At 45.1% G+C, this 23616-nt stretch carries 24 protein-coding genes and 1 riboswitch; of the genes, 7 read left to right on the plus strand and 17 right to left on the minus strand.

Annotation, left to right across the window (positions count from 1 at the left end; genetic code table 11):
- Window positions 1-87: 87 nt before the first annotated feature.
- The 4 genes from OKX56_RS06480 to OKX56_RS06495 form a co-directional block, all read right to left on the minus strand.
- Entirely contained in the window at window positions 88-438 is a 351-nt protein-coding gene (locus OKX56_RS06480) for a type II toxin-antitoxin system PemK/MazF family toxin (protein ID WP_015043684.1), read from the minus strand.
- A complete protein-coding gene (locus OKX56_RS06485; RefSeq protein ID WP_019225279.1) occupies window positions 428-715 on the minus strand; it encodes a CopG family ribbon-helix-helix protein in 288 nt (95 codons plus the stop codon). The genes OKX56_RS06480 and OKX56_RS06485 overlap by 11 nt, the downstream gene beginning before the upstream one ends.
- 159 nt (window positions 716-874) lie before the next feature.
- Window positions 875-1675, minus strand: a complete 801-nt coding sequence (locus OKX56_RS06490) for a type 1 glutamine amidotransferase (protein ID WP_287895906.1) — start codon at window positions 1673-1675, stop codon at window positions 875-877.
- Window positions 1672-3099, minus strand: a complete 1428-nt coding sequence (locus tag OKX56_RS06495; protein ID WP_287895908.1) for a Mur ligase family protein — start codon at window positions 3097-3099, stop codon at window positions 1672-1674. Before OKX56_RS06495 ends, OKX56_RS06490 begins: the two co-directional genes overlap by 4 nt.
- A gap of 244 nt (window positions 3100-3343) precedes the next feature.
- Here OKX56_RS06495 and OKX56_RS06500 point away from each other — a divergent pair, with 244 nt between their 5' ends.
- Window positions 3344-3892, plus strand: a complete 549-nt coding sequence (locus OKX56_RS06500; protein WP_019225276.1) for a gamma carbonic anhydrase family protein — start codon at window positions 3344-3346, stop codon at window positions 3890-3892.
- A gap of 66 nt (window positions 3893-3958) precedes the next feature.
- On the opposite strand, the gene OKX56_RS06505 is transcribed toward OKX56_RS06500, so the two are convergent.
- The 8 genes from OKX56_RS06505 to OKX56_RS06540 all read right to left on the minus strand — a co-directional run bounded on the left by OKX56_RS06505 (window position 3959) and on the right by OKX56_RS06540 (window position 9916).
- Complete coding sequence (locus tag OKX56_RS06505) at window positions 3959-4399, minus strand: MOSC domain-containing protein (RefSeq protein WP_287895910.1); 441 nt, start codon at window positions 4397-4399, stop codon at window positions 3959-3961.
- A gap of 41 nt (window positions 4400-4440) precedes the next feature.
- Entirely contained in the window at window positions 4441-4950 is a 510-nt protein-coding gene (gene mobB / locus OKX56_RS06510) for a molybdopterin-guanine dinucleotide biosynthesis protein B (protein WP_019225274.1), read from the minus strand.
- A gap of 74 nt (window positions 4951-5024) precedes the next feature.
- Entirely contained in the window at window positions 5025-5441 is a 417-nt protein-coding gene (locus OKX56_RS06515; protein WP_287895912.1) for an MOSC domain-containing protein, read from the minus strand.
- Between the two features lie 28 nt (window positions 5442-5469).
- Window positions 5470-5967, minus strand: coding sequence for a MogA/MoaB family molybdenum cofactor biosynthesis protein (locus OKX56_RS06520; protein WP_019225272.1), 498 nt, complete (start codon window positions 5965-5967; stop codon window positions 5470-5472).
- A gap of 111 nt (window positions 5968-6078) precedes the next feature.
- Entirely contained in the window at window positions 6079-6567 is a 489-nt protein-coding gene (moaC, locus tag OKX56_RS06525) for a cyclic pyranopterin monophosphate synthase MoaC (RefSeq protein WP_287895914.1), read from the minus strand.
- A gap of 8 nt (window positions 6568-6575) precedes the next feature.
- The gene (gene moaA, locus OKX56_RS06530; protein ID WP_287895916.1) at window positions 6576-7538 is read right to left on the minus strand and encodes a GTP 3',8-cyclase MoaA; all 963 of its coding nucleotides are present in this window, start codon (window positions 7536-7538) and stop codon (window positions 6576-6578) included.
- A 51-nt stretch (window positions 7539-7589) separates the two neighbouring features.
- A complete protein-coding gene (locus OKX56_RS06535; RefSeq protein WP_287895917.1) occupies window positions 7590-8609 on the minus strand; it encodes a molybdopterin-binding protein in 1020 nt (339 codons plus the stop codon).
- Between the two features lie 89 nt (window positions 8610-8698).
- The gene (locus OKX56_RS06540; RefSeq protein WP_287895919.1) at window positions 8699-9916 is read right to left on the minus strand and encodes a molybdopterin molybdotransferase MoeA; all 1218 of its coding nucleotides are present in this window, start codon (window positions 9914-9916) and stop codon (window positions 8699-8701) included.
- Window positions 9917-9989: 73 nt separating this feature from the next.
- Window positions 9990-10124, minus strand: a riboswitch (molybdenum cofactor riboswitch).
- Between the two features lie 486 nt (window positions 10125-10610).
- On the opposite strand from OKX56_RS06540, the gene OKX56_RS06545 reads away from it, so the two are divergent.
- The 4 genes from OKX56_RS06545 (at window position 10611) to OKX56_RS06560 (ending at window position 15081) form a co-directional block, all read left to right on the plus strand.
- On the plus strand, window positions 10611-11270 hold the full coding sequence (locus OKX56_RS06545) for a redox-sensing transcriptional repressor Rex (protein ID WP_019225267.1): 660 nt from the start codon (window positions 10611-10613) through the stop codon (window positions 11268-11270).
- A gap of 343 nt (window positions 11271-11613) precedes the next feature.
- The gene (locus OKX56_RS06550; protein WP_287895921.1) at window positions 11614-12084 is read left to right on the plus strand and encodes an NADH-quinone oxidoreductase subunit NuoE family protein; all 471 of its coding nucleotides are present in this window, start codon (window positions 11614-11616) and stop codon (window positions 12082-12084) included.
- A complete protein-coding gene (locus OKX56_RS06555; protein ID WP_287895923.1) occupies window positions 12077-13363 on the plus strand; it encodes a complex I 51 kDa subunit family protein in 1287 nt (428 codons plus the stop codon). Before OKX56_RS06550 ends, OKX56_RS06555 begins: the two co-directional genes overlap by 8 nt.
- Window positions 13363-15081 carry an NADH-dependent [FeFe] hydrogenase, group A6 gene (locus OKX56_RS06560; protein ID WP_287895925.1) on the plus strand — a complete coding sequence of 573 codons (1719 nt, stop codon included), beginning with the start codon at window positions 13363-13365 and terminating at the stop codon, window positions 15079-15081. Before OKX56_RS06555 ends, OKX56_RS06560 begins: the two co-directional genes overlap by 1 nt.
- A 261-nt stretch (window positions 15082-15342) precedes the next feature.
- Here OKX56_RS06560 and rpoN read toward each other — a convergent pair whose 3' ends face one another.
- From rpoN to OKX56_RS06575, 3 genes are all read right to left on the minus strand, one after another.
- Window positions 15343-16728 (minus strand): RNA polymerase factor sigma-54, encoded by a 1386-nt coding sequence (gene rpoN / locus OKX56_RS06565; RefSeq protein WP_287895926.1) that lies wholly within the window; start codon window positions 16726-16728, stop codon window positions 15343-15345.
- A 276-nt stretch (window positions 16729-17004) separates the two neighbouring features.
- Window positions 17005-17673: an HD domain-containing protein gene (locus OKX56_RS06570; RefSeq protein WP_019225262.1), complete on the minus strand. Its 669-nt coding sequence runs from the start codon at window positions 17671-17673 to the stop codon at window positions 17005-17007.
- A 97-nt stretch (window positions 17674-17770) separates the two neighbouring features.
- Window positions 17771-18217, minus strand: a complete 447-nt coding sequence (locus OKX56_RS06575) for a PPC domain-containing DNA-binding protein (protein ID WP_287895928.1) — start codon at window positions 18215-18217, stop codon at window positions 17771-17773.
- A gap of 231 nt (window positions 18218-18448) precedes the next feature.
- On the opposite strand from OKX56_RS06575, the gene OKX56_RS06580 reads away from it, so the two are divergent.
- Entirely contained in the window at window positions 18449-18817 is a 369-nt protein-coding gene (locus tag OKX56_RS06580; protein WP_068882920.1) for a metalloregulator ArsR/SmtB family transcription factor, read from the plus strand.
- Between the two features lie 21 nt (window positions 18818-18838).
- Window positions 18839-19204, plus strand: coding sequence for a NifB/NifX family molybdenum-iron cluster-binding protein (locus OKX56_RS06585; protein WP_287895930.1), 366 nt, complete (start codon window positions 18839-18841; stop codon window positions 19202-19204).
- A 78-nt stretch (window positions 19205-19282) separates the two neighbouring features.
- On the opposite strand, the gene OKX56_RS06590 is transcribed toward OKX56_RS06585, so the two are convergent.
- Both OKX56_RS06590 and OKX56_RS06595 read right to left on the minus strand, forming a co-directional pair.
- On the minus strand, window positions 19283-21889 hold the full coding sequence (locus OKX56_RS06590) for a PEP/pyruvate-binding domain-containing protein (RefSeq protein ID WP_287895932.1): 2607 nt from the start codon (window positions 21887-21889) through the stop codon (window positions 19283-19285).
- A 242-nt stretch (window positions 21890-22131) separates the two neighbouring features.
- Entirely contained in the window at window positions 22132-23616 is a 1485-nt protein-coding gene (locus OKX56_RS06595) for a glutamate synthase subunit beta (protein WP_287895934.1), read from the minus strand.

The raw sequence follows: 23616 nt of genomic DNA on the forward strand, positions 1-23616 counted from the left end.
TCCGTATAAAAAACAGCGTCAGGTGTTAGAAGCCTGTACGCTGCGTTATTCCGTACTATGTAATTTGGCCTCATCCATTGAAATCCTTCAGATCTCCGTCAGCCCAAGGCTTATTTCAATAGCTTCATCAACCCTGAGCATTACTTCCTCGTCGAGCACTGCGACTTTTTCCTTCAACCGGCTCTTATCGATCGTTCTGATTTGTTCAGTCAAAATAACAGAATCTCTTTCCAAACCGCTTCGTTTAGCTTTGACTTCCACATGGGTCGGCAGTTTGGCTTTTGAAATCTGGGATGTAATTGCTGCGATAATTGTTGTCGGGCTATACTGATTTCCAATATCATTCTGAATAACCAAGACCGGCCTGGTGCCGCCTTGTTCAGAACCTACAACGGGGTTTAGTTCCGCATAAAAAATCTCCCCGCGTTTAATACTCATACCCGACACTCCAAGCTAGTTTCCCTTCATAACGCATGGTTGCCTCTTCTTCAGCCTGGCATAAATCTACTGCCATCGACAGGTTGATTTGAGCCATTTCAACATATCCCTGCCGCATCTGCTCTCGTATTCCTGCTTTTCGCCGTTCAATCAATACACTGTAAACAGCTTCTTTGATAAAATCACTCCGGTTTAACTTCTCTGACGATACGATTTCGTCTACTTCCTCAATAATGCTTTCCGGCAAACATACAACAATACGCCTAGTCTCTGCCAAGCAAGGCACCCCCTTCATGGCCACGGAAGGCCCCATTAAGCAATCCTATTTTATTATAGCGACTCACCCTCTAAAGTGTCAACGAAGACACGGCCGGGTACAAGTAATATTCAATAATTCTTCCTGGTTTTAATCATGTAATTTTTTCCTGTTTTGATCCTATTTGGGTCCTGCCCTGAATCCTGCTGTAAGAAAACGCTCAATAACCGCATGATGCGCTGCTTTTTCCAGAGAATCTCCCAGGATTTCCAGCTGATAAGCCGGATTCTTTCTTTTTGTCGCCAGTCCCAGCAACAGGTCGGTAATATGGGGATTTTTCGGCAGCAACGGTCCATGGAGATAAGTCCCGAAAACATTTTTATACCATACACCCTCCTGTAAATCCTCTCCGTTATTGCCATAACCCCTCAGCGCTCTTCCCAAGGAATTCAGCCCTGATCCAAGATAGGTCTTCCCAGAATGGTTCTCAAATCCGACCATGGTATTGAACACCTCAACGCCATCGGTCTGCCGGAGAATGTTTCCCGACACGGAACTCAGAAGTTCAGGTGCCATTTCAACAATGACATTGCCAATCAGTCGTTTGTTTCCGGCAATGGTATAGAAGTCCAGGATACCCAGGCCCGGAATTTTTTTTCCGTCTCCGGTCTGATAATACAGCCCCAAAAGCTGGTAACCGCCGCAGATGGTCAGCATGACAAGTCCATCGTCGATCGCTGCTTTAAGTTCTGAGGATCTGGTGCTTAAATCCTGAACCAAAAGGCTTTGCTCCCGGTCTGAACCGCCCCCCAGAAAAAGAATATCCGCCTCGGAGAAATCCATTTCTTCCCCCAAAGATATTCTGCGTATCTCGACATCAATGCCGCGCCACCTGCATCTGGCAGCCAGCGCCAGAACATTTCCCCTGTCGCCGTATAAGTCAAGCAAATCCGGATAAAGATGAAAAATGGTGAGCTTCATATATTTACCACCTTACGCTGTTTTTCTCCGGTTTTTCTTCTCACCAGAATATCCCGCATCGGGAAAAGGGCAGTGTAGGTTGGCAAAATAAATACGGCTTCTCCATCTGCTATGCTTGCAGCCGTCTCAACCGCTGACACCGTGTTGGCGCTTGGCTGTTCCAGCATCTCCACCGCTTTTTCCAGAGAATGTTCCATTGTAATTCTGTCTTCCTTAATTCCGGCATACTTCAGCCGCAAAGCCATGTCCTCAGCTCTTAAACCGGAGCATATGATTTGTTTCACGTCATCCTGACGCGAAGCCAAAATTTCAAAGTCGACATCCCATAACCAAGATATATCCCGGCCATCGGCCGCCAGATCGTTAATCACAATCAGCAAGCGGACAGACCGAGGCAGTTCTGCAATGGTATGGATGACCTGATTAAAACCTGTTGGATTTTTCACCAGGGTCAACGTTGCCTCACATCCGGGAAGCGAAAACTGTTCCATTCGCCCGGCATCGGAAACATACCGGTTCAGTCCGGCACCAATATCCTCTCTGGATATCTGCAGACGGTCCGCAGCACAGAAAGCTGCCAGCGCGTTATACAGATTATAATACCCTTGCAAAGGTACCTGATAGACGCGGTCGTCATGGTCATCATCTATCCTGAACGAGATCTCCCTGCTTTCCACTTTGACTTCTTTCGCTTCAATATAAGGATCAGGCCGGCTGAAACCGCAGCCAGGGCACCTATAGTACCCTAACTGACCGTAATGAAACAGCGTGTAAGACAATTCCTGACCGCAGTGCGAACAGTATCGCCCTTCCCGCGTTTCCGTGCTGTCGGCAGAGCTTGTGGGCAGTGTGCTTACCCCAAAGTAAAATACACCTTTCCGGCCGGTTCCGATCTGAGCAACTAGCGGATCATCCGCATTCAGCACCAGTTCTGTTGCGGCAGGCAGCGACTCTTTTACCAGCTTAATCGTCGTATCCAATTCGCCATACCTATCCAACTGATCCCGAAAGAAATTCGTAATCACAGCAAGCCGTGGAGTCAGCTGCCTGCATAGCCCCGGCAGTGTAGCTTCATCCACTTCGAGCAGCAGGACAGAAGCTTGTGGCATGCCGGCAAATGTAGTATTCTGCAGCAATGCTCCTGTAATCCCCGTAAGCATATTGGCCCCTTCCCGGTTAAAAGCAATCTTTTTTCCGGCTGTCTTCAGGATAGAAGCGAGTAGGTTGTTCGTTGTCGTTTTGCCGTTGGTTCCCGTAATAATCACTGCACCTTCCGGAAAACTGGAAGCCAAGAGGCCAATAATATTGGGGCAAATCTTAAGCGCAATAAATCCAGGGAAGGTTGTGCCTTTCTTCCCCAAAAGCCGCATCAATATCAATACGATTTTTCCTGTCCAAAGCGCCAGGTAGAAACGGATTTTCATCAGGAGCTGCTCCTTATTTTTTAGTTGTTGTAACAACATACTTCTTTGTTATTTCCAAACATTCTTAAACATCCCTATTAATATAACCTAACTTACACCTAAAATAAACAGCAACTTAAGGGTTTGCTTGTTTTCCAAGAAAATTTGACTGGTGCCAAGCTTTTAGCGGCAGGCCCTTCTCGACAAAAGCTGTCCTGGAATCTATAATATTTTTAAAGATAAAAAGCAGGGAGCAAGCAATCCTATGATCATTCCCTATCAGGGCGTTAGGCCGTCGGTCGCAGAAACCGTCTATGTGGCGGACGGCGCAAAAATCATTGGTAGCGTAACCATCGGAGACCACGCAAGTATCTGGTTCAATTGTGTTCTGCGCGGAGATATTGCCCCGATTACCATCGGTCAAAGAACAAACATTCAGGACTTAAGTGTTATCCATGTGAATACCGATCTGCCGACACTTATTGAAGATGAGGTTTCTGTCGGCCATGGTTGTATCCTCCACAGTTGTACGATTCGTAAAGGCTCTCTGATCGGGATGGGTGCAATCATCATGAACGAAGCTGTCATTGGTGAAAATTCGATTGTGGGCGCTGGCTCCCTGGTCCCGGATAGAAAGATATTCCCTTCAAACTCTCTGATCCTTGGCTCTCCCGCCAGGGTAATCAGAGAAATTACGCCGGAAGAATTGATATCCATTCGCCAAATAGCAGAGAGGTACGTGGCCAAAGGCCAGGAATATCTTGTTCAAGGATACCCGATATCATCACTGTCTTTTCCCTCTGAATTTTGGTGATTTAAAAAGATAGTTGAAATACTTTATCAACTATCTTTTTCATTTAGTTTGTTTGTAAAATATGATTTACTGTTCCACGATCTCAATGCCGTCCCCCGGTTTAATCCATCCCGGAGACAGGACTTTGGTAAAAATTCCCTCACGTGGCATCACGCAGTCCCCGGCAAGCCGTTTAATGGCACATCCGCTGTTATGGCATTGTTTGCCGATCTGGGTCACTTCCATCAGCGTCTCACCGATTTTAAGCTTTGTACCTATGGGAAGCTCATACAGAATAATGCCCTCGGTCGTGAGGTTTTCCGCAAATCTGCCGTTATCCAGACCAGTCAGTCCGGCCTGTTTTAATTTATCGACACTTTCAGTTCCGAGCAAGCTGACCTGTCTGTGCCAGTTGGCAGCATGCGCATCCCCTACTAAACCATGATCCACTTTAAAATAGCCTTTTTCAATTTCTTGCTTCGGAACCCCTTTTGTTTCACTGATATTGACAGCAATTACTTTCGGCATATAGGATACCCCTTCCTTTAGGTATATAAAACATTGAATTCTTATTTTATGCTGCTAAACAGATACTTTTCAATGATAAGATCCGCGACACCCTGAAAATCATTGATATCGATCAACGGAACCGGAACAGCAAGATCATGGATATCCGTAATGACGCCAAGTAAGTTCTCCAAAGGAGAAACAATGTCGGTGCCAAGTTCTCTTCTTACAACTTCAAATCTTGGTCTTTGGGACATCTTAAACCCTTCGACCAGAATGATATCGACACCTTCAATCATTGCAATTACATCTTCGATATCTTTCTTCGCCTCGGTTTTCTGAATGACCGCATATTGATCGGGCCCGATAATTGCCGTGGATCTTGCTCCGGCCTCAGTAAACCGCCAGCTGTCTTTTCCCGGTTTATCAATATCGAAACGGTGGGCGTCGCTCTTAATCACGCCGACCTTAAAACCGCGTTCCGTCATTTCCCTGATTAGTTTTTCTATGAAAGTTGTCTTGCCGGTGCCTGATTTCGCAGCAACGAAACATATGACTGGAACATCATTCACGGTGATCTCCCCCTAGCTGTGTAAGGTTACTTCGTAAGGTTACCGCGTTAAAATTACTCTTATTAAGATCCCTTCTAAATAACGGTGACTTCATCGCCGATTTTCACTTTTCCACCCTTGACGGCTTTGCCAAAGCGGCCTTCTCTGCTGACAATATACGGCCGGCCATGTTCCTTGTGTTCTTTGCCGACCTTAACAATATGGATTTCGGCTTCGCCGATTTTGATAGTCGTTCCAGCCATTAGGTCGTCAAGTGCAATCCCGGAGATTGTAAAGTTCTCGGTATAACCAGCCGTTATGACTTCTTTTCTTTTATGCTCGGGAACTTTAACCAGAGCTTCTTCGGGAAATATACTGACCTGACGGTCCCAGTCGCCGGCGTGGGCATCTCCTTCCAGTCCCCAGTTTTCAAGCACCTTGACTTCGGGTATGCTTGTTTTTACAATTCCACGAACATCGCTGATATTGATGGCCAATACTTTTCCAGCCATTATTTCTCCACTCCTCGTTTAAAAAGTCTTATTTCATTGGCTGTGCACACTCTCCGGCAGTCCCCTTTAAAATTTCTATGCCGTGCTCCAACGACTGCAGAACAACTGTCAGACATTCTTTAACACCTTTCGGGCTTCCCGGTAAATTGATAATCACAGTTTTGCCTCTGATTCCAGCGACTGCTCTGGAAAGCATCGCTCTTGGCGTGACCTTCAGACTCTCTAGTCTCATCGCCTCGGGAATTCCCGGAGTAAGCCTTTCGACGACAGCCAGCGTAGCTTCCGGGGTCACATCCCTCGGTGAAAACCCGGTTCCTCCGGTCGTGAATATCACATCCACTTTATGTTCATCGGCATATTCAATTAACTTGGCTTCAATGATCTTCTGTTCATCCGGAACAATTTCCAGAATTCTAACTTCCCAGCCGATCTCTTCGACCATATTTTTAATGACCTGTCCGCTTAAGTCCTCGCGTTCTCCTCTGGACCCTTTGTCGCTGGCTGTGATAACGCCTACAGTGATCATCGTTCTTCACCTCTCCGAAGAGTTTTTTGAATAGTACGTCCGTCATTTTTGTTCTGGATATCTTGTTCATTTCTTTTTCGTAATTTATTATTTATGAGTCTCTCGGATATTTTATTTTGTTTTATCCGCTCGGATATAATTGCCACTTTTGCCGCCGGACTTACTGACCAGACAGATATCCCCGATCACCATATCCTTTTCTGCAGCCTTGCACATGTCATAGATGGTAAGCGCTGCGACAGAAACTCCCGTAAGTGCTTCCATTTCGACGCCGGTCTGGCCGGAGTTATTAACTGTTACCTGAATTTCAATCTTGCTTTCCTGGTCGTTGATTTTAAAAGAAACATCTATTCCCGACAACAGCAGCGGGTGGCACATCGGAATAATATCAGAAGTTTTTTTGGCACCCATGATACCTGCAACCTGCGACACCGCCAGCACATCCCCTTTAACCATGAGTCCCTCCTTGACTAGCGTCAGGGTTTCAGGCTTCATCCGGATCTCGCCGCGTGCTACCGCCACGCGAGTGGTTTCAGCCTTCCCGCTTACGTCAACCATTTTGGCCCGTCCCTCTTCATTGAAATGTGTCAGTTCACTCATGTCATTTTTCACCCGCCTATTTCGTGCATATTTCTTATTACCGGCTCAAAGTCACTGCTCTGGATACAATGCCGGGTGGGTTTTGCCATGATTCCATCCATCAGAAACTTCTCAAGTCCGTTTTCACCGTAATTCCGGATATCGATCTCGATATTGGAATGAAGGCATGGTTTCAGTTTGCCGTCGGGCGTAATCCTGATCCGGTTACAGTAATTACAGAAATGACTGCTTAACGAGCTGATCAGACCAACCTTACCTTTGCTATTCGGAAGTTTGTAGAGACGTGCTACGCTGCCATGTCCTTTAAATGGCATCGGGATCAACGTCGGTACTCTTTTTAGTATTTCTTCGTTGGACAAGAAATGCTCCCGGCCCCATGCTCCAGCTTCCCCAATCGGCATAAGCTCAATAAAACGAACTTCGATATCATCATCCATCGTCATCGCGACAAAATCTTCGATTTCATTGTCGTTGAATCCGCCAATAAGAACGACATTGATCTTTAATGGAAATAGTTTTGCTTCTTTTGCCGCCCTGACCCCTTCCAGAACATCCTGAACATTACCGCAGCGGGTAATTTCCTTATATTTGGCCGGATCCATGCTGTCAATACTAATATTTACCCGCGTCAGCCCAGCTTTTTTCAGGTCATCCGCATATTTTTTCAGAAGCAGCCCGTTGGTCGTGAGTCCCAGTTCCTTGAGTCCTTTGTTTTTCAGCAAGGCAATATTTTGGACCAGATCCAGGATCCCTCTCCTTACCAATGGCTCTCCGCCAGTGAGCCTGATCTTGGTGATCCCGAGTTTAACGGCTGTCTCGGCGATTTTTTCCATAGTTTCCAGGCTTAAGATATCGCAGCGTTCTTTTTTCTCAATACCTTTTTCCGGCATACAGTACGTACATTTTAAATTGCATAAATCCGTTACAGATATTCTTAAATAATTGATATCCCTGCCATATGCATCGATCATTATCCCAACTCCCCACTTACACTCGTATACCCGTAAACTGAATGAAAATTCTTATCTGCAGAAATAGCAGTTTGGATATTGACACATCTGGCAGTTTAAACATAAACCGCCTTCCCCCATGCGGATAAAATCATTTTTGTTCAGTGTCTCTCCAGCAAAGATCTTCGGGAGTACCGCATCCAGGACAGTGGTCTTGTAATAGGCGGCCGCTCCAGGTACGCCTAAGATAGGTATCCCATTCAGATAAGCCAGCATAAACATATTGCCGGGCTGAACAGGAACACCATATGTTACAACATCTGCACCGGTACTCCTGATCGCCCCAGGAGTAAGATCATCGGGATCTACGGACATCCCCCCGGTCATAATAATCATGTCGGCTTTTTGCTCCATATAACCTGTGATCTTCGCTTGAATCAATTCCAATTCATCAGGGCAATATTCCTGACCGATGATTTCCGCGCCAAAATACTCAAGTTTTTTCCTGATTACAGGCCCAAATTTATCTTTGATCCTTCCCTTATACACTTCACTTCCGGTAATTACAATCCCAACCCTGAGCTTTATATACGTCTCAACATGAAATACCGGACCATAAAGAGTGCATAATTCTTCTACTTTGCGAATATTTTCTTCTTTGGTAACAAGCGGTATAATCCTGGTTGCTGCAACTTTCTGATTAACTTCAACCTTGAAATTATTCGGTAGGGACGGTATCGTAACATGTTCGATCGAATTGATTTCGTGCAGCAATGAGCTTTTGATCCTCAGCAAACCTTTTTGAGTCGAAATCAACGTAGTTTTACCTTCCTGAGGTTCCGAAAAACTGATGTTCTGACCCATGACAGCTTGTGCCATTCTGATCGCCGCATCATCTTCATGGATTTCATCGGCATTTTCTTCCCAGACGTAGATGTGCTCTTTACCAAGACTCAACAGTTCCTCGATATCTTCCTGCTTGATCACATGATTTCTTTTAAAAGCGGGGCCTTTAAATTCCCCAGGAATCACTTTCGTTATATCGTGGCAAAGGGTCATGCCGACTGCATCTTGGACTGCTATTTTTTTCACTTTTATTCATCTCCTTAGGCCATAAAATCGTATAACAGCTTCTTATTTGATTCCCATTCTTATTGAATTCCAACTTTTTCATTTTGCTTCTATTCAATGATATAAGCGGTTAATTTCTCACCGGCTTTGACTGGGCCACTCTTTTCCGGAATTTCCGCCAGGATATCGCAGCCGAGCATGGAGCGCAGTACGCCATTGCCTTGTTCTCCGGTCGATTCCATGATGACCATACCATTCTCGTAAAGCATTCTGCCGCGTAAAAATCTTCGGCGAGGACTTGATTTTCGGAAATCCTTCTTCAGGGTCACTTCAATCTTTCGATAACAATAATCCTTTCTGCCAGTCATTTTTTTTATGTAGGGGACAGCCATCAGTTGAAAAGTTACCATTGCAGCGGCCGGATTGCCTGACAGGCCGATCAGCATCTTCCCGTCCTTCACTGCGGCTAGACACGGTGAGCCCGGTTTAATCTCAATTTTCCAGAAAAGTGTTTCGGCGCCAAGATAATCGGCTGCATGCCGGATCACGTCATAGTCTCCCACCGATACGCCTCCGGTCGTCAGTACCAATTCGGAATGCTTCCAAGCCTCTTCAACCAGGGCTGCAACATCTTCCTTCTTGTCTTTGCAGATCCCCATCACGACAGGCTCTGCACCAAGTGAACGGAGATAGCCTTGGAGTGTATAGCTGTTGCTGTTTCGGATCTTACCGGGAGCCAGAGGCTCCGTTACATCACGCAGTTCGTCTCCGGTAGCGATAATCGCAATTTTTGGACGTTTATAAACCAGTACTTCCACAACACCGAGGGAGGCCATCAGCCCCATCAGGGGTGCCGTAACAACGGTTCCCTCAGCCGCAATCAGATCACCTACGGCAATATCTTCACCCGCAGGAACGATATCTTCACCGTGCATGAAGGCCTTTGAAACAGATATCTTGCTACCCTGAACTTCTACCTCTTCAAATTTGGCAACTGCATCCGCGCCTTCAGGGATCGGAGCTCCTGTCAAAATTTTAATTGCCTGACCCTTGCTGACAGCGTTTTGGGCCGTATAACCTGCCGGCACTTCTTCAATCACCTCAAAGGTGACCGGATTAGCTTCGCTGGCTCCCACAGTATCTTCGGCCCTGAAAACAAAACCGTCATAAGGTGAACGCGAAAACGGCGGAATATTTTCCCTGGCAACAATATCCTCTGCCAGTACCCTATCGAGGGTATCCGCTAAATAATTATTCTCCTTTTCGGTCAAAGGACAATAATCAAATATCAAACTTTGGGCTTCTTCCAACGAAGTATTTTTTTGCATGCATATCCTCCTTATTAATCACAAAAATCCTGCACGGACATGCAGGATAAAGATTTTTGGCTCGGCAAACAAACCAATTCTTTTCACATCTCCTTCGCAATACAGCAAGTAACAGAATTTCTTCTACTACTCCGTGGACTTTGTCCAGACCTTGCATCCATAGCCGCATTGCAACTTTAGGATCCAAGGCTCGGAGAAAAATATTCTAATGTTGTGATCCGCCGACTCCTTTGTTTCGCTTCAGCAATTGAAGGGGGTACCCTACTAGGTGAACACTCCTAGTAGGGTTATATAAAGGGAAAGAACACACCCAAGGGTAATGGCATGGTAAGATAAGATTATACTTATCTTACTCGTTCCTTATTCAATAATCAATGCAAAATATGTGCCAGTTTCAAATTAACTTTGTTTAACAAAGTTAATAACTCTGGAAGCCTTGAGAAATGCCCATCATGTTATCACCAAAGCATTTTTTGTTTCGTTAAGCAATAATATCATTTGTTAAAAAATGAGTCATAAAAATTCTCAAAACAGGAATTTGTTGTTCATCTATTGCCTCCAGATTTAGAAATTAGCTGGAATAGACAGATTATCCAGCAATTCTCAGACTAAAAAATTACCGGTTCCCATCCCCTGACTTCGAAATTATGATATACTATACTGCATATTATTCAATTTTGAGGTGAAACTGTCGATGGACGAAAAGAAACTATCCAGTCAGGTTGTAAAACGTTTGCCCAGATATTACCGGTATCTTTCAACACTGCTGCAATTGGGAATCAGCAGGATTTCCTCTAAAGATTTGGGCAACCGAATGGGTCTGACCTCTTCTCAGGTAAGACAGGACTTTTTCTGTTTTGGCGGCAACGGCTTACAGGGATATGGTTATGATGTCGGTTTTCTGCATCAGGAAATACACAAACTGCTTGGACTGCAGCATTCTCATACCATGATCATTATAGGGGCCGGAAGTTTGGGCCATGCTTTGGCCAAACACGCGAATTTTGAAAAAAGCGGGTTTAAACTTGCCGGGATCTTTGATGTCAAACCTGAACTGATCGGCGAAAAAATCCGAAACGTTGAGGTCCAGCCCATGGATGACCTGCCGGATTATTTGAGCAAAAATCCTGTGGATATTGCGGTTTTGACTGTACCGGAAAATTGTGCCGGTGAGGTCGCCAGGTTAGTTACTGATTTAGGCGTTAAAGCTTTATGGAATTTCTCTCCGGTCGAACTGATGATGCCGGAAGATATCATTGTGGAAAATACCCATATGATTGACTGTCTGATGGTGCTCGGATACAACCTTCAGGAAAGGCCGCTGAGGGAAGAGTCGCTGAAAGAAAAACCATAAACAGCAATTATTGTTGAATAGATCATAAAGCAATCAACAATTAGGCGAACAAATAGGCATATAAAACTAGAATAATCAATTCAAGAAAAATAACAATAGCCCTGCTAATCTCCCTGTTAAAACTGAACCGGGAGATTTCTTATTTATTGTTTATTGTTAAATAATTAACAGCATTGTTAAATATATTTATAACTTTGCTAACAATGTCTATTATTTTGCATCGTTATTCTGTTATTTTGTCAAATAAATAACTATTCTTGATTTGCATTTTGCCCCATATTACACTGAAGCAAGCACAGGTAAACTTTCCTGCAGAAAGGTTACAGAAAGGCAGTGTGATCAAATGACGGCAATCAAAGAAGTTGTCAACCGGTTTGGAAAAAAAGAAGCCTTGTTGCTTCAAGTAATTTTAGCCGTTCAGGATGCCGACCCCCAGAATCATCTGAGTGAAGAAGCCGTAAATGAAATTTCCCGGGAAATGAATATCTCCCGAAGCAGAGTTTATTCTACGGCATCTTTCTATAGTGAGATCTCCCTGAAACCACGGGGCATACACATTATCCGGATATGTACGAACGCGCCCTGTGAAAATGCCAACAAAGCTTCCATCCTCGCTGCAATTAAACAGGAACTCGGGATTAAGATCGGACAAACAACAGCGGACGGGTTTTTCTCTCTGGAAAGCGTCAATTGCCTTGGTGCCTGCTATATGTCTCCGGCCATCAAAATTGATGATGCGGTCTACGGTGACCTGACTCCGGAAGCTGCGGTCGCCATTATCCGTAATTTAAGAAAGGAATATCAGAATGAATAAAATGCTTGATGACAATCAGATTTTTAATATTTCTCCGGGCAGGCATGTTGACTTGGACCATCATTGTCAAAACGGCGGATATTCCGCGTTAGCCAAAGCCCTGGCCCAGGGTCCTGAAACTTCCCTGAAAGAAATATCGGATGCCGGACTGCGCGGCAGGGGCGGAGCTGCTTTCCCTACTGCTGAAAAAATAAAAATGCTGCGAGACAACACGGAAAAACTGCGTTATATCATTTGCAATGCCGATGAAGGTGAACCAGGCACCTTTAAGGATCGGTTCATTATGACCCATATCCCTTTCCAACTGTTGGAAGGCATCACCATCGCGGCGTTTATGGCCGGAGCTTCCGAAGGCTATATCTACGTGCGGCACGAGTATCCTGAAGCGCAGAAAATCCTGCGCGAAAGCATCGAAGAAGCCGAGCGCCGTGGGTTCCTTGGAGAAAATATTCTCGGCAGCGGTTTCAGCTTGTCTTTAAAGCTATTTTCCGGTGCCGGAAGCTATCTTTGCGGTGAGGAAACCGCGTTAATTTCCTCCATCGAGGGCAAAAAAGGCCGTCCGCGTCTGAAACCCCCTTACCCGACCCAAGCCGGTCTCTGGCAAAAACCCACGTTGATCAACAATGTTGAAACGCTTGCCAATATCCCCAAAATCATTGAAAAAAGTGCATCCTGGTACCGTTCTTTTGGTACACCGGACAGTCCCGGAACCAAGTTGATTTCGCTTTCCGGTGATGTCCAAAACCGTGGTTTATTTGAAGTACCATTCGGAATGACCTTCGCTCAAATCATCAACGAATATGGCGGCGGAGCAAAGACCGGAAAAGCCATAAAAGCGGTAAACATTGGCGGCGCTTCCGGCGTTCTGATACCCCCGGAAATGCTTTTTACCCCGCTGGAATATCTGGCCTGTGCCAAGACTGGGATTACGATCGGATCAGGAGCCATCTTTGTTTTGGACGACACCCGTTCGATCTTGTCAAACGTTCAAAACCGGCTGCGCTTCTTTCTGCATGAAAGCTGCGGCAAATGCACGCCCTGCCGTGAAGGACTGCGTCAGGCCAATCTGATCCTTGATAGGCTGCTCACCGGAGAAGCCGTGCGTCAAGATGTTAGCACGCTGGAGCGGTATACCCGGGCGATTCAGGAAGCTTCCTTCTGCGGTCTCGGCCAAGCAGCCGGCAACAGCCTTCGTTCCTCCCTGGCCTATTACCGGGATGAATATCTTGCTTCCTGCCGTGATAACAAACCATCATTCATTGAGGAGGAGACCGCCTGATGCAGACCATTAATATTACGCTAAACGGTAAGATAACGGCAGTTGCACCTGAAATCACTATTTTAGAGGCAGCCAGACAACAGGGCATTGATCTTCCAACCCTTTGCCATCATCCTGATCAGCGCGTCAAGGCAAATTGCCGGATTTGTGTGGTCGAGGTAGAAGGCATAAAAAATCTCGTGCCTTCCTGTTCCACCAAGGTAACAGCCGGAATGAACATCACGACGAATTCTCCGAGAGTCAGAGAAACCGTACGAACGATTCTGGAATTAATTTTTGCTGATCATCCGCAGGAATGTCTGACCTGTATCCGCAACGGCAACTGTGAGCTCAGACAAATCGCCGCCAAATTCGGAGTCAGGGATATCCAAGGAGAAAAAAGAAAACACAGTTTCTTTCAGGATTTCTCAACCCCCTCGCTGGTCAGAAATCCGGATAAATGCATCAAATGTGGTCGATGCGCGGAAGCCTGCCACTATATTCAGAACGTTGGAATCCTCTATAGTCATAACCGCAGTACGGAAATCAGCATTTCACCGGAATACGGCAAACAGCTGGCTGATGTCGCCTGTGTGCTGTGCGGACAGTGTGCTTTGGTTTGTCCGGTAGGTGCAATTCATGAAAGAGATGATACAGACCGCGTCTGGGAAGCTCTCGCAGATCCCCAAAAACATGTCGTCGTTCAGGTCGCTCCGGCCGTCCGGGTATCCCTAGCCGAGGAATTTGGATTCCCATCAGGCGAAATCGCGACAGGGAAACTCGTTTCTGCTTTGCGCAGTCTGGGATTTGACCGGGTTTTTGATACAGACTTCTCAGCAGATCTGACCATCATGGAAGAAGGCCATGAATTACTGGACCGGATAGCAAATGGCGGTGTCCTGCCGATGATTACTTCCTGCAGTCCCGGCTGGATCAAATATATGGAACATTACTATCCGGAATTGATTCCGCATCTGTCGACCTGCAAATCTCCCCAGCAAATGTTTGGTGCTCTGGCCAAAACGTACTACGCTCAGACCAGCGGCCTTGAAGCCAAGGATATCATTGTCGTCTCCGTGATGCCCTGTACCGCTAAAAAATTTGAAGCCGAGCGCCCGGAAATGAATGCAAGCGGCAGCCAGGATGTAGATATCGTCCTCACCACCCGCGAACTTGGCAGAATGCTGCAGCACGAGGGAATTGATTTCCGGATGCTCCCTGAAGCTGAATTTGATTCGCCCCTTGGCATATCAACAGGTGCAGCCGCTATTTTCGGAGCAACCGGCGGAGTTATGGAAGCAGCCCTTCGTACCGTGTATGAAGTTGTTACAGGTAGAACCCTGACTGACTTAAACTTTACAGCCGTGCGCGGAATGGCCGGCGTAAAAGAAGCTTCGGTTGATCTTGCCGGAACGGAAGTAAAAGCGGGGATTGCTCACGGACTTGCCAACGCCAAAAAAATTCTGGAAATGATCAAGGCAGGCCAGGCTGATTATACATTCATCGAGGTCATGTGCTGTCCCGGAGGATGTATCGGCGGAGGAGGCCAGCCTTACGGCACGACCAATGAGATCAGAGCCAGCCGGATTCAAGCCCTGTACCAGGTCGATGAAAACATGCCGCTACGCAAGTCGCATGAAAATCCGGCAGTACAGGAACTCTATCAGGACTTTCTGCTTGCGCCCCTCGGAGAATTATCCCACAAGCTTTTGCACACCCAATATTGTAACCGCAGTTAGCGCAGTTAGCGCAGTGATGCCAAAGCAAAAGCAACTCGTCCATGAACACCCTTTTCTGGAATATACCTTCCCCTTGAACACTCCTTCCAATGGACACTCTTTATCTAAATATACCTTCTCTGAACATTCCTCACCTGAATGACCTAGTCCAATATAATGTGAAGGAACCGTGGATGTTATTAAATACCCGCGGTTCCTTTGCATTATGTTGACTAATCTTCCACCCAAATACAGTTCAAAATCATCAAATGCTTTGGACAATTAATATCTTTTACGGTGTAAATTTGTAGGTATCCCCATACTCTGACGGTACTTGTTAACAGTTCTCCGGGAGATCCTCATCCCTTTGTTCACAAGCATCATCATAATATCCTGGTCGCTCAGTGGTTGGTTCGGGTCTTCTTTATTAATGATATCCTGGATCAAGTGTTTGACACTTTTGGAACTTATTTTGTCGCAGTCATAAGAACCCACACCGGAGTTAAAGAAATACTTCAAAGCAAACAGTCCGCGCGGCGTCTGAACGTATTTGTTGCAGGTGACCCGGCTTACCGTAGATTCATGGATGCCGACTAGGTCCGCAACCTGACTCATGGTCAAGGGCTTCAGGTATTCAATGCCATTGTCAAAAAATTCTCTTTGAATATCAACAATGCTTTGCACAACTTTGTAAATGTTCAGTCTTCTTTGTTCAATTCCGCGGATGAGCCCCAAAGCGGAATCAAACTTTTCTTCAAGATATTTTCTTACATCATCAGATAATGCATTTGAATTACGGAGAATATCCACATATGTCTTATTGATTCTCAAATAGTTAAAATCAAAGTCGTTTACAATAACCATATAATCGTTCTGGTCTCTCATAATCGTAACATCAGGCCAGATAAAAGGATTTCTTTCAGCGCCAAACTGCAGTCCGGGTTTAGGATCAAGCGTCCTGATAAGATCATAGACTTCTTGGACCTGCTTCGTAGACACGGAGAGGGCATCGGCTATTTTCATTATTTTTTTGTCGGCAAGCTCCTGGAAGTAGTTTTGAATAACCTGTTCCGCAAGCTCACTGTCCTTGCCGTTTGCTCTCATTTGCAGAAGCAGGCATTCCTGAAGATTTTGGGCACCTACGCCGGTAGGATAGAAAGTATGAATGACCTTTAGGACCTCTTCCACTCTCTCAACGGCAACATTCAATTTTTGGCTGACATATTCCAGTTCTGTTGTAAAATAGCCGTTCCGGTCAATACTTCCTATCAGAAAGTTTCCAATGATAATATCCGCAGGATTTTTGATCTCTAAATTCAATTGTAATTCAAGCTGCTCATATAAACTTGGCCGATCAGACAGATATTGTTCGTATCCGGTGTTATTTTCATTCTTCTCATTCCAGATATGACCCATATTGCTGTCGCTGCTGAAATGTTCAATCAGGTCGTCCATATTAACCCGGATTGCAGTTTTGCTGACAACCTCATTGTTTTCAGCCACGGGTTCATCTTCGTCCAGAAAAGGATTCTCTTCTATTTTTTTTGTGATATACTCGCTTAGTTCCAGAGTCGACATCTGCAATACAGAAATTGCCTGACGCAGTTCAGTGGTCATGAACAATCTCTGTTGCTGTTCAAGAAATATATCTTGGCGTATCTGCCTCATATTTTCCTTCCACCTTCTGAATCAAACTAAAATACTATACAGATTCCCGGACAGACGGCATTTTCATATTCTTTTCACATTAAAAACCAGGATTTACTCGGATAGATACATCAACTTGACCCTTACGGCAAGATTCATGCCAAACGATATCTACGTTCAAGTATACAACTTATTTAAAATACTTTCTATTAGTGTTTTTTAATTTTTTTATGTAAATTATTCTTCATTTTCCAGCCAATTTCTTTACAGATTCGTTCCAAGGATTATTTATTTCGATTATTTATTTCCTGTTACTTCTTCCACTAAAGTCTTGAAAAATAGCTCCATAAATCTGACCCTTTTTCTGGCGATTGCTTTCGCTTCTTCCGTATACAGCCTATCCGGTATTTTTCTTAATTTAAGTTCAAATTCCAGGTTGGTCGTATGTTTGGAAGCATCTTTAATCCTGCCGTTCTCACCGATATTTTCCTTCAGATATTCTTCGACAGAAACCTCATGATATAGCCTTTCCCCGTGCTGGCCAGCAAGCATGAAAGAGCGGGCAATCCCAGTTGCTCCGATGATATCAAGTTTGTCGGCATCAAAGAGGATTTTGGCTTCGATGCTCTCCGGCTGATGTCCTGTTCTGAACCGGTGCGCTAAAATACAGTGTGTGATCTCCTGTCTCAAATTCGGATCATAATTTAGGTCTTGAAGGATCTTCTCGGCCATTTCCGCACCCAATACGGCATGGTCGATCTCTCCGGAATTATCTTCATCCTCTTTGGCTCTGGCAATATCATGAAGCAGGACAGCCGGAATCAATACTTCCGTATCGACATCATCCCGCTGCCCGGCCAGAATCAAACAAAGATGATAGACCCGCATAACATGATCCAGATCGTGGGCCGCATAAGACAGCTCTTTCTCTACAATATCCTGCAGAACCTGATACCGTTTTTCCATCGATATATTCTATGCCTCCCTGTCCCAATAAAGCATTGTATTCGCCCGCGGCGCATTCAAAATCGAAAAAAATACTGCCAAGAATCAGTTGGTATATCTACTCTATTTCGAGCAGCTCAAAACCTGTCGTAGAATCAATTTTTCTAGAGCCCTCACTTGTATTCAGTTCAATCATGACAACCTCGCCGATTTGCCAGATATCGACCCCTTCACGTACACAGCCTGCTACTGTTTTTCCCTCTCTGCCAAAAGCGGCGTGCATATGCAAGACCGGTTTCCCTTGTTCGTTTCGGAACAAAGTTCCGACTCCCAGTGTTTCGCTGGTGCCTTGAAGCTCTGTCACCATCTTGCGGGGTTTAAGGGCCTGTCCGTCTTCAGGTCCTACGACGACCTTACTGCCCTTGTCCGCCCCTCCCAAAAAATGAACCAGTGCGGAATTGATCTGGTGTTTTTCGGCAAAATCCTGAATAATGGCTGGGATTTTTTCTCCTTGTTCCAATCTCAGAATGAATATTCTCCCCAGTGTCGCTTCTAAATATTTCAATGCTGTCCCCTTCTTTCTATGGCCTGTAATCATTCCGGGTTGCCAATGACTTGCAATAAACGCTTTTAAATGAAGGCGTAAAAATCTTCATATCATTATAACATAGAAAAATGCCAGTCTTCAGAAGCATTTCTTTTAGAACCGATTAGAAAACAGTTTGTTTGACTTAATCACTTAAGTGTCTTATAATTTAGTTAAGTAGTTAGTTAATTAAAAATACCCGGAGGATATATGGAGCAAATTGTGCAGGTATTCAAAGCGCTTTCTGACGAAACAAGACTGCAGATCTTGCTTATCTTGTCCAGAAGAAGCATCTGTGCTAAAGGAATTGCAAGACATCTTCAAATTTCCGAAGCAGCCGTGTCCCAACATATTAAAATTTTAAAGGAAGCCGGCCTTCTGATTGGCGAGAAAACAGGCTACTTCGTACAATACAATTTGCAGCAATCTGTTTTTGAAGATCTGATCGGATTCATTGAGCAGATATCAGGCACCCACACCTCGGGTCACTATAAAGATGTTTTCAGCGTCCCATTCAATTGTCAATATGCTTGCAAGGCCCAGCGTGAAAAGTGCTGTGAGCGTTCAAGCAATGAATAAACCGAGAAAAGGAGCTTAAACATGAAAATTTGTATCCCTGTAAAAGAAGACAAAGGACTTGAGAGTATCCCCTATGATCATTTTGGCTCAGCCCCATTTTTTCTGATCTACGACCTGGATAAAGAAGAGATGAAAGTCATCGACAACGGAGACTCTCAGCATGAGCACGGGATGTGCCAGCCTTTGAAGGCATTGGGTGGAGAACAGGTGGACGCGATTCTGGTTGGCGGAATCGGTGCAGGTGCCCTAATGAAACTCAATGCGCAAGGGGTGCGTGCTTTTCGGGTTGATAATGCCACCGTTTCGGGTAACATCCAGCTCTTCCTGGATAACCAGCTTCCGGAATTCTCTGCCATGAACAGCTGTAGCCATCACGGATGCCACTAACCTTGATAGATATTTTCTAGCCCTAAGGGGGAAAAACAACCCCGAAGGGCTACTTTTATATCTTGTCAGCCATCAATTCTATTTAAAGAAACATACCGCTTTTTGTTTTCCGACATCAGCAATAATCTCCAGGGCTTTATGCATTCCTTTATTAATATCATATACTTTAATGATTTCTCCAAGGGAGGCGCTCAGTGGTAGCAGCTCAGGAAGCAAATTTTGAAAGTGGTTTAATAGTTTTGTCTGAAGGACTCCTCCCCTGCCTTCCGGAAAAAGTGCCACATAAAAGATATCACTTTCAATGAGATCCTGGAAGAAATGGGTTCCGTAAGATATCTCCGGGGTGAACCCGCCCTCTTTAACTGCAATTTCACCAAGGACAGTGATATTATTAATTTCGGAAAAATAAACAGGCACGCCGAGCGAAGGCGTACTGGTACCCCATCGTCCAGGGCCGAGCAGCAGCACGGTCATGTTTTCTTTCTCAATCTGGCTGTTCAATTTGCCGATACATCTGGCTACCCTGTATTTTTCGAGGTCACTTAGCCTGCTGTAGGTTTCAGGCTCGACATAAATGATTCGCTGAATACCATAATGGATATTCCCACCCATGAAAGTATTATGGCTTTGAAAGAATGTTTTTTGGAAATCAATATGTTTCGGGAACACCACCTTACTTTTGAGACCTTTTGCGGGCAGCGGCCTGCACTGCAGGAGATTGATCTGATAATAATCCAAATCTTTAAAATTAACGGTAAATTCAATGTCCACCGGATATGCGTAGAATTTTTCCAGGCATTTAAGCATTTTTTGAATAACCCCGACAAAAGTGGAATCGGACAGAAATTGATCAAAATTAATAATCCAGGCCTGCCGGTCTTGCTGGCCTATTTCTTTCATCATTTTTTCTGCAGTATAGTCTCTCTGCGCGAAATAATGCAGTTTGGGATCGTCAATTTCGTTTAAAAGATCGTTAAACGCGATACCAATCATGCTGTTTTTGGTTACCATCAGCGCATCAATGTTTCTTTGGGCATATTGCCTGTAATCATCAAAATCCGTTAAAGGTGATGATAAAGGTTCATCAATCGCTATAATTCTGGCATAGTCACCCGCCGTACGGTTTACAGCCCGAGTGCCTAGACCTACAACTACCCGCAGCATGCCCGCTTTCGGAGACATTTTCTCATCCCAGACATAGATATTGTTTGAGTAGCCGACCCCAGCAAGATCGGGGAAAAAATATTCCTTACGATAAGAACCCGATACGCGTTGAACAAGCAAAGCCATCTGCTCATCCTGGTCGGCTATTCCTCGTTTCAAACGGTACATCAGCGCGTCGTCGCTCATCGTGCTGGCAAAGACTTGTTTCACAGCGTTTTCAAATTCAAGATAGCGATGTTCGAGCGTACCTTGGTTCGTACAGAAAACACTTTCATATTTTCCAGCAAAAGAGTTGCCAAATCCATCTTCCAAAAGGCTGCTGGAGCGGACAATGATCGGTGATTGTCCAAAGTACTCCAGGACCCGCAAAAAATGGTTTTTGACATTCTCCGGAAAAACACCGCTGAGTATTTTGCTTTTAATGACTCTGGCCAGAGAAAAATATTTTTCAGGTTTTCTCTGCTCCATTCTAAGTTTCCAGAGACCATTTTTAACAAGATAAGTGTAAAAGACATCAGAACCAATGTAGAACGAATCATGGGGTTCCAGAATTTTTTTATAATCAAAATTTTCATCTTCAAGCAAAATTTTTCTGGCCAGAAGCATTCCGACCGCTTTACCGCCGATAAATCCCGATCCAATTAAACTTGACTTGATCTGAAGCAAATCTTCCAGAGTAAAGACCTTCGTCAGTAACTCAAGGAATCTTTCATCGCGACTTAAAACCATCCGACAGAGCTTTTCTACCAGGTTTTTTTCCTCAGCAGACGGCATACGGCTGTATTTTACCTTTTCATAGGTGTCTGACGCTTTCAAAAACATCCGGTCCCAATAATCCAAATGTCTTCGCGGAGCATCAAATACATTCAGAGACATATCTGCAAACAGCTTTGATGCATCGCTGCTGCTTGTTAACGGAATAAAATCCTGCGCCTGTTTGATATGCGGCAGAAACATCGTCGGTGAATACCTGTCGATCACCTTGACCGGATGGATATAGGTCTGTCCCCTGACATTATAGATATTCATTAATACCTGGGTCGTTTCCCGAATCGCGGAAATCGTCTCATACGAATTCATATTTTTATAAATTGCAAAGAAAGCCACTGTTTTCAGTTCATATAAATACGGACAGGTGATCTGAAAAAAGTTGCCGATCATAAGATCCGTTGCCCAGGTGTACAAAAGATCGGACAGACAATCAAAAACGTAAAAAGCCTCTTCTCCCTCAGCTGCAATAATCTGGTGGACCTGCGTGGAAAAAGCTTCAAAACCGTGTTCGGCGTCAATATGATACACTTTAACATTTTCATTGTCGTCAATAATTGGAGAATGACGCGCAAACCGCATATAAATCACTGTTCTGCCCTCGTCCAGACTCGTTCTGACAAAAGGCAGCACAAAGGATTCATAATCTGCGATATTGTCAACCTGCAAAACAACATTATCGCCAATCCTGAGATGGTCGATGATCTCATCGAGCCCCGGCAGGCCGGATCTTATTTTCTTACGCTGATCCATTACACATCATTCCTTACGCCAATTTAGCTATCATTTTATCCTTACAATTACTAATTGCTGACACCCAAATCTATATGTGCAAGCAGCCAATAACCGATACGCAAAAACCAAGCAATGAATCCTGGCATCTTCCATTACTTGGCTTTACTATGCGGTATGATAAAGCATAACGGTGGATGCCGTGTAATATCATGTTATCACATCCGCCATGAGCATTGCACTCTGTTTATCATAACAATTGGCTAGATAATTATACTTTTTCCCATCAAATATTTGTCCACTTCTCTAGCGGCCAGCTTTCCTTCCTGGAAAGCCCAGACAACCAGACTCTGACCTCTGCGCATGTCGCCAGCAGCAAAAACTCTGTCAACATTCGTCTCAAAAAACGCATATTCCGCTTTGACATTGCTGCGAGCATCCCGCTCCAGCTTAAGCTCTGTGGGAATATTATCTTCAGGCCCTAAAAAGCCCATGGCCAGCAGGATCAGGTCCGCTTCCCATACCTTTTCACTTCCGGGAGTCACCTGTGGAACCATTCTGCCGGCAGCATCTTTGACCCAGGTAAGGTTGACTGTGTGGACTTCCTTGACCTCACCGTTCTCATTGCCCACAATCTTTGTGGTGGAAATGCAATAATTCCTCGGATCCTTGCCATAAAGACAGATTGCTTCTTCCTGTCCGTAATCCACTTTCAATTTTTTCGGCCATTCCGGCCAGGGGTTCGCAGCCTCAATACGATGGGCAGGCGGCTCAGGCAAAATTTCAAACTGAAAAACACTTTTGCATCCATGCCGGATTGCCGTGGCCACACAGTCCGTCCCGGTATCCCCGCCGCCAATGATGATGACATTCTTACCCTTGGCACTAATAAAACTCTCATCCTTTAAGTTGGAATTCAATAGGCTTTTGGTGGTCGCTTTTAGGAAGTCTACGGCATAATAAACCCCTTTCAGATCTTTGCCTTCCACATCCAGCCCCCGGGGCTTGGTAGCTCCTGTGCACAGTACAACGGCATCATAGTTGTCTACGAGCTCTTGGGCCTTCATATATTTGCCGACTTCGGTATTCAGAACAAATTCTATCCCAGATGCCTTCAGTACATCAAGCCGTCTTTCAATAAATCGTTTATCAAGCTTCATGTTGGGGATCCCGTACATCAAAAGTCCCCCAGCCCGGTCATCCCGCTCATACACCGTGACCTCATGGCCGACGGCATTCAGATAATAGGCTGCAGACAGTCCGGACGGACCCGAACCGACAACAGCGACTTTCTTGCCGGTGGCTTTGGCCTTCTTAGGATTTACCCATCCTTCGGCAAACGCTTTCTCGATAATCTCATATTCAATGCTGTTAATAGTCACAGCGTCCATGATATAGCCTTCGGTACAAGCCCCTTCACAAGGTGCAGGGCAAACCCTTGAGGTGAATTCCGGGAACGGCGTCGTTCTGGTCAGCCGCTTGTATGCTTCCCGCCACTGTCCCTTATAGACGAGCTCATTCCATTCTGGAATCAAATTGTGCAGCGGGCAACCTGAAGCGGCGCCGTTCAAGAGCACACCGCCGTGGCAGAAAGGTACACCGCAGTCCATGCAGCGTGCGCCCTGCGTTCGGACAATTTCAGGATCCTGAGGAATCTTGACTTCATTGTAGTCTTTGATCCGCTCTTCAGGCTTTCTTTTCTTCGGATCGATTCTGTTATACTCTAAAAATCCTGTTGCTTTTCCCAT

Origin of the sequence: Dehalobacter sp. (assembly GCF_030063005.1) — a bacterium.
In the GTDB taxonomy this organism is placed as follows: domain Bacteria; phylum Bacillota; class Desulfitobacteriia; order Desulfitobacteriales; family Syntrophobotulaceae; genus Dehalobacter; species Dehalobacter restrictus.

Excerpts from the sequence above, each read along its gene's own strand:
- OKX56_RS06500 (WP_019225276.1), top strand. The coding sequence starts at position 3,344 with ATGATCATTCCCTATCAGGGCGTTAGGCCGTCGGTCGCAGAAACCGTC.
- OKX56_RS06540 (WP_287895919.1), bottom strand. The coding sequence starts at position 9,916 with ATGCAAAAAAATACTTCGTTGGAAGAAGCCCAAAGTTTGATATTTGAT.
- OKX56_RS06555 (WP_287895923.1), top strand. The coding sequence starts at position 12,077 with ATGAATAAAATGCTTGATGACAATCAGATTTTTAATATTTCTCCGGGC.
- OKX56_RS06495 (WP_287895908.1), bottom strand. The coding sequence starts at position 3,099 with ATGAAAATCCGTTTCTACCTGGCGCTTTGGACAGGAAAAATCGTATTG.
- moaA (WP_287895916.1), bottom strand. The coding sequence starts at position 7,538 with ATGATCGATGCATATGGCAGGGATATCAATTATTTAAGAATATCTGTA.
- OKX56_RS06505 (WP_287895910.1), bottom strand. The coding sequence starts at position 4,399 with ATGCCGAAAGTAATTGCTGTCAATATCAGTGAAACAAAAGGGGTTCCG.
- OKX56_RS06545 (WP_019225267.1), top strand. The coding sequence starts at position 10,611 with ATGGACGAAAAGAAACTATCCAGTCAGGTTGTAAAACGTTTGCCCAGA.
- OKX56_RS06490 (WP_287895906.1), bottom strand. The coding sequence starts at position 1,675 with ATGAAGCTCACCATTTTTCATCTTTATCCGGATTTGCTTGACTTATAC.
- OKX56_RS06580 (WP_068882920.1), top strand. The coding sequence starts at position 18,449 with ATGGAGCAAATTGTGCAGGTATTCAAAGCGCTTTCTGACGAAACAAGA.
- OKX56_RS06520 (WP_019225272.1), bottom strand. The coding sequence starts at position 5,967 with ATGATCACTGTAGGCGTTATCACAGCCAGCGACAAAGGGTCCAGAGGA.
- moaC (WP_287895914.1), bottom strand. The coding sequence starts at position 6,567 with ATGAGTGAACTGACACATTTCAATGAAGAGGGACGGGCCAAAATGGTT.
- OKX56_RS06550 (WP_287895921.1), top strand. The coding sequence starts at position 11,614 with ATGACGGCAATCAAAGAAGTTGTCAACCGGTTTGGAAAAAAAGAAGCC.
- OKX56_RS06480 (WP_015043684.1), bottom strand. The coding sequence starts at position 438 with ATGAGTATTAAACGCGGGGAGATTTTTTATGCGGAACTAAACCCCGTT.
- OKX56_RS06585 (WP_287895930.1), top strand. The coding sequence starts at position 18,839 with ATGAAAATTTGTATCCCTGTAAAAGAAGACAAAGGACTTGAGAGTATC.
- OKX56_RS06515 (WP_287895912.1), bottom strand. The coding sequence starts at position 5,441 with ATGGCTGGAAAAGTATTGGCCATCAATATCAGCGATGTTCGTGGAATT.
- OKX56_RS06560 (WP_287895925.1), top strand. The coding sequence starts at position 13,363 with ATGCAGACCATTAATATTACGCTAAACGGTAAGATAACGGCAGTTGCA.
- OKX56_RS06590 (WP_287895932.1), bottom strand. The coding sequence starts at position 21,889 with ATGGATCAGCGTAAGAAAATAAGATCCGGCCTGCCGGGGCTCGATGAG.
- OKX56_RS06570 (WP_019225262.1), bottom strand. The coding sequence starts at position 17,673 with ATGGAAAAACGGTATCAGGTTCTGCAGGATATTGTAGAGAAAGAGCTG.
- OKX56_RS06595 (WP_287895934.1), bottom strand. The coding sequence starts at position 23,616 with ATGGGAAAAGCAACAGGATTTTTAGAGTATAACAGAATCGATCCGAAG.
- rpoN (WP_287895926.1), bottom strand. The coding sequence starts at position 16,728 with ATGAGGCAGATACGCCAAGATATATTTCTTGAACAGCAACAGAGATTG.